The organism is Streptomyces pathocidini, assembly GCF_001418495.1.
Classification (GTDB): Bacteria; Actinomycetota; Actinomycetes; order Streptomycetales; family Streptomycetaceae; genus Streptomyces; species Streptomyces pathocidini.
The window spans coordinates 1-4428 of the sequence record NZ_LIQY01000195.1; the positions used below are offsets into that span (position 1 = coordinate 1).

General features: G+C 70.7%; 3 protein-coding genes and 2 pseudogenes. 3 read left to right on the forward strand and 2 right to left on the reverse strand.

Annotation, left to right across the window (positions count from 1 at the left end; translation table 11 throughout):
- Together AOK16_RS11270 and AOK16_RS11275 are read left to right on the forward strand one after the other, a co-directional pair.
- A pseudogene (locus AOK16_RS11270) lies at nt 1-361 on the forward strand (hypothetical protein); the annotation flags it as partial.
- Nucleotides 362-398: 37 nt separating this feature from the next.
- The gene (locus AOK16_RS11275) at nt 399-653 is read left to right on the forward strand and encodes a hypothetical protein (protein ID WP_157859176.1); all 255 of its coding nucleotides are present in this window, start codon (nt 399-401) and stop codon (nt 651-653) included.
- Between the two features lie 30 nt (nt 654-683).
- On the opposite strand, the gene AOK16_RS11280 is transcribed toward AOK16_RS11275, so the two are convergent.
- Nucleotides 684-2339, reverse strand: coding sequence for an AMP-binding protein (locus tag AOK16_RS11280; RefSeq protein WP_055472119.1), 1656 nt, complete (start codon nt 2337-2339; stop codon nt 684-686).
- Entirely contained in the window at nt 2336-4165 is a 1830-nt protein-coding gene (locus AOK16_RS11285) for an AMP-binding protein (protein ID WP_079101261.1), read from the reverse strand. Before AOK16_RS11285 ends, AOK16_RS11280 begins: the two co-directional genes overlap by 4 nt.
- Nucleotides 4166-4233: 68 nt before the next feature.
- On the opposite strand from AOK16_RS11285, the pseudogene AOK16_RS28175 reads away from it, so the two are divergent.
- Nucleotides 4234-4428, forward strand: a pseudogene (locus AOK16_RS28175) (hypothetical protein); the annotation flags it as partial.

Below are 4428 nucleotides of genomic sequence, written 5' to 3' on the forward strand. Positions count from 1 at the left end.
GGGCGGAGGCCGAGAGGCTGTTGAGCCAGAGGCACTCGACCGCGCGGAGCGTGGACGGGCGGGTGCTCGGGTCCACCTGGGCCACCACGCCCCGGCCTCCGGGGTCGACCTGCGGGGCCGGGGCGTGGTGGCCCAGGTGGACCCGAGCACCCGCCCGTCCACGCTCCGCGCGGTCGAGTGCCTCTGGCTCAACAGCCTCTCGGCCTCCGCCCAGCCCGTCTTCTTCTCACTCGCCGGCTACGCGCACGACGCCCGCGGCCGCGGCGACGATCTGCGCGTACCGCTGTTCGTCATGGACCTGACCGGCACCCCGCAGCCGGTCAACGACGCGGCCGACGACCTCATACGCATGGGGGCGTGAGCGGGCGCGCGCACCGCCGCCGCTCTACCGTTGACCCATGGAGTACGACATGACCAGCGAGGAGCAGGCGCTCCTCTCCTACCTCGAGGACCGGCTCCACGAGGGGGAGAACCCGAACGAGGACGAACTGGCGGAGCAGCGGGGCGAGGGCGTCCGCCGGGTCCTCCGGTCACTCGCCGACAAGCAGCTGATCTCCCTCGGCCTGCTCCCCGAGGGCAGCGTCAACGTCGTCTACGGGCTCTCCCCCGAGGCCCAGGAGTCCCTGGGCATCCACCGCGACGCCACGCAGTAGCGCGCTACGGGCCCGTGCCCGTACGAGGGGCTATGCCCGTACGAGTCCCTCCGGGGCGTCCGGGGATCCGTCCTCCGCGCCGCCCGCGAACCGCTCCCGCAGCTCCACCTTCCGGACCTTCCCGCTGACCGTCATCGGGAAGGAGTCCATCAGCCGCACATAGCGGGGGATCTTGTAGTGCGCCAGCCTGCCGCGGCAGTAGCGGGCCAGCTCGTCGCGGGTGAGGGGCTGGGCGGGGTCGCGCAGGATGACGCAGGCCAGGATCTCCTCGCCGTACTTCTCGTCCGGCACCCCGACCACCTGCACGTCGGCGATCTTCGGGTGCCGGTACAGAAACTCCTCGATCTCGCGCGGATAGACGTTCTCACCGCCCCTTATGATCATGTCCTTGATGCGGCCCACGATCTGCACATAGCCGTCCTCGCGCAGGACCGCGAGGTCCCCCGTGTGCATCCAGCGCCCTTCGTCGACCGCCTCGGCGGTGCGCTCCGGCTCGTCCCAGTAGCCGAGCATCACGCTGTAGCCGCGGGTGCACAGCTCGCCGGGCTCGCCGCGCGGCAGGGTCACGCCGGTCTCCGGATCGACGACCTTCACCTCGATGTGCGGCAGCACCCGACCGACCGTGCCGGTGCGCCGCTCCAGGTCGTCCTCGCGGCGAGTCTGGGTGGAGACCGGGGAGGTCTCGGTCATGCCGTAACAGATGGACACCTCGGCCATGTGCATCTCGGCCACGACCCGCTTCATCACCTCCACCGGGCACGGCGACCCGGCCATGATCCCGGTGCGCAGCGTGGACAGGTCGTACGTGGCGAAGTCCGGCAGGTTCAGCTCGGCTATGAACATCGTGGGCACCCCGTACAGCGAGGTGCAGCGCTCGCGCTCGACGGCGCTGAGGGTGGCCTCGGGGCAGAACGAGGGGGCGGGGATGACGATGCAGGCGCCGTGGCTGGTGGCGGCGAGATTGCCCATGACCATGCCGAAGCAGTGGTAGAAGGGGACGGGGACGCAGATCCGGTCCCGTTCGGTGTAGCCGAGCGTCTCGCCCACCCAGTAGCCGTTGTTGAGGATGTTGCGGTGGGAGAGAGTGGCGCCCTTGGGGAAGCCGGTGGTGCCCGAGGTGTACTGGATGTTGACCGGGTCGTCGCAGCTCAACTCGGCGGCGCGGGCGGCCAGTCGGCCGTGCTCCACCCGCTCGCCCGCGGCCACGAGCCCGTCCCAGGTCGGGTCGCCGATGTAGACCACGTCGCGCAGCGCCGGGCAGTCGGCGCGGACCTGCTCGACCATCCGCCGGTAGTCGCTGGACTTGTGCGCCACGGAGGCGACCAGCACCTCTGCGCCGGCCTGCTTCAGCACGTACGCCAACTCGTGCACGCGGTAGGCCGGGTTGATGTTGACCATGATCGCGCCGATCCGGGCGGTCGCGTACTGGACAAAGGCCCATTCCGCGCAGTTGACCGCCCAGATACCGACTCTCGCGCCCTTGCGGACGCCCTTGGCGAGCAGCCCGAGCGCCACCTCGTCGACGGCGCGGGCGAACTCGGCGTACGTCCAGCGCTGCCCGGAGAGGATGTCGACCAGCGCCTCGCGGTCCGGATGGGCGGCGACGGACCGGTCCAGGTCGGCGCCGATGGTGTGGCCGAGGAGCGGTCCCGTGCGCGTGCCACTGGAGTACGAGAGGTCGGTCATGTGGGGTCCCCTTCGCGGTATTCGGCGGTGCTCGCCTCGGTGGTGCTTCCCTCTGCTGCGCCTTCCTCAGAGGTCCTTACCTCGGCGGCACGCGCCGTACGCTCGCGCAGCTCGACCCGGCGGATCTTGCCGGAGACGGTCTTGGGCAGATCCGCGAACTCGATGCGGCGGACCCGCTTGTACGGGGCGAGGTTCTCCCGCGAGTGCGCGAACAGCGCCTTCGCGGTCTCGGGCCCCGGCTCCCAGCCCTCGGCCAGCACCACGTACGCCTTGGGCACGGCGAGCCGCAGCGGGTCGGGCGCGGGCACGACGGCGGCCTCGGCGACGGCCTCGTGCTCCAGCAGCACGCTCTCCAGCTCGAAGGGGGAGATCTTGTAATCGGAGGCCTTGAAGACATCGTCGCTCCGCCCGACGTAGGTGAGGTAGCCCTCGGCGTCGCGCACGGCGATGTCACCCGTGCGGTAGTAGCCGCCCGCCATCGCCTCGGCGGTGCGCTCGGGATCGCCGTGATAGCCCGTCATGAGGCCGACGGGGCGCTCAGTGAGGTCGAGGCAGATCTCGCCCTCGTCGCCCGGCTCGCCGGTGACCGGGTCGAGCAGCGCGACGGTGAAGCCGGGGGTCGGCCGCCCCATGGACCCCAACCTGAGGTGCTGGCCCGGGGTGTTGGCGATCTGCACGGCCGTCTCGGTCTGCCCGAAGCCGTCCCGGATGGTGACACCCCAGGCTTCCCTGACCCGCTCGATGACCTCCGGGTTGAGCGGCTCCCCCGCGGCGACGGCCTCGCGCGGGGGCCGCTTCAGCTGCGCCAGGTCGGCCTGGATGAGCATCCGCCAGACGGTCGGCGGGGCGCAGAAGGTGGTGACACGGTGGCGGTCCATCGCGGCCATCAGCCGGGCGGCGTCGAATCGGCCGTAGTTGTACACGAAGACGGTCGCCCCGGCGTTCCAGGGCGCGAAGAGGTTGCTCCAGGCGTGTTTGGCCCAGCCCGGCGAGGCGATGTTGAGGTGCACGTCCCCGGGGCGCAGCCCGATCCAGTACATCGTCGCCAAGTGGCCGACTGGGTAGGAGAGATGGGTGTGCTCGACCAGCTTGGGGCGGGCGGTGGTGCCGGAGGTGAAGTACAGCATCAGGGGGTCGTCGGCGAACGTGTCCCCGTCGGGCTCGAAGGCCCGCGCCGGGTGGTGGGCGTTGTGGTGAACGTCCTGATGGACGTCCTGATGGACGTCGCGGTGGGCATCGTGGTGAGCGCTCCGGTGGGCGTCCTGATACGCAAGCCAGCCCGTGCTGTCCGTGCTGTCCGCGCCGACCGCGCGGTCCGCCCCGACCGCGATACGGGTGTAGTCCCCCGGCACGTCCTCGAACTTGCCCGTGTCCTCAGCCCGTACGACCACGTGCTTCGCCCGGCCGCGCTCGATCCGGTCCCGCAGGTCGGGCGGGCCGAGGAGCGGGGTCGCGGGGATGACGACGGCGCGCAGCTTCATCGCGGCGAGCGCGGTCTCCCACAACTCGGCCTGGTTGCCGAGCATGACGACGATCCGGTCCCCGGCCCGTACGCCCCGCGCGCGCAGCCAGTCGGCGACCCGGTCGGAGCGGACGCGCAACTCGGCGAAGGAGTACGCGATCTCCCGCCCGTCCTCCTCCACGATGTGCAGGGCGGTGCGTTCGGGGGTCTCGAGCGCCAGTGAATCGAACCAGTCCAGCGCCCAGTTGAAGCGCTCGGGCCACGGCCAGCGGAAGCCCGCATATGCCGTCTGGTAGTCCTGGGCGTGGTGCAGGAGGAAGTCGCGCGCCGCCCGGAATTTTTCCGTCCGGTCGATTGCCGCCATGTGTCCTCCCAGCCGTCCGAGTCTGACTACCATCGTGTATTCAGTGACCTGGGTCTCACTACCCCCGGATGGGGGTGAAGGGGTTTGCAGTGGCGCATACGGGCGAAACGGTGGAGGTACGAGCGGCCCTGCGGAGCCTGCGCAGAGCCAGCGGCTTGCCCGTGGCGTTCGGTGGACTGCTGGAGGACCACCGGCAGTTGAGGATCGAGGAGACCAGCGGTACCGGCGGCGCGGCACTGCGCGGGCTCCGCAGGGCCGCTCGT

Bases quoted from the DNA above. Each gene is read 5' to 3' on its own strand.
- AOK16_RS11275 (WP_157859176.1), top strand. From the start codon at position 399: ATGGAGTACGACATGACCAGCGAGGAGCAGGCGCTCCTCTCCTACCTC.
- AOK16_RS11285 (WP_079101261.1), bottom strand. From the start codon at position 4,165: ATGGCGGCAATCGACCGGACGGAAAAATTCCGGGCGGCGCGCGACTTC.
- AOK16_RS11280 (WP_055472119.1), bottom strand. From the start codon at position 2,339: ATGACCGACCTCTCGTACTCCAGTGGCACGCGCACGGGACCGCTCCTC.